Below are 367 nucleotides of genomic sequence, written 5' to 3' on the forward strand. Positions count from 1 at the left end.
GGAAGAAGTACCGGGCCGCGTGCCGCTTGCCGTCGTAGAAATCGCCGTCGTGGCCGACGGCGGCCAGCATCTGCTGCAACCAGATCCACGCAAGCGTGATGTGGCCGAACGCCTCCAGGTAGATCGAGCTGTTGGCGAGCGCGGCCTCGATGTCGCCGTCGGCGAACAAGCCCGCGGTCACCTCGATCAGTCGCTGCCACGACGTTTCGAGCTGCCCGGCCAGCTCGGCGGGCTCACCACCCTGGTCGCGGGCCTCGCCGATGGTCGCGCGGATGCGTTCGTCGAGTGCGCGCAGGCTCGCCCCGCCCTGCTGGGTGACCTTGCGTCCGAGCAGATCAAGGCCCTGAATGCCGTGCGTGCCTTCATG

Annotated in this window: 1 protein-coding gene; it reads right to left on the minus strand. The window is 68.4% G+C overall.

The features are described 5' to 3' along the window. On the minus strand, positions 1 to 367 hold a 367-nt coding region (locus tag ON27_RS29205), incomplete at both ends, for an acyl-CoA dehydrogenase C-terminal domain-containing protein (protein WP_043734693.1).

The sequence above is a fragment of the Nocardia asiatica NBRC 100129 genome (assembly GCF_000308415.1).
Classification (GTDB): domain Bacteria; phylum Actinomycetota; class Actinomycetes; order Mycobacteriales; family Mycobacteriaceae; genus Nocardia; species Nocardia asiatica.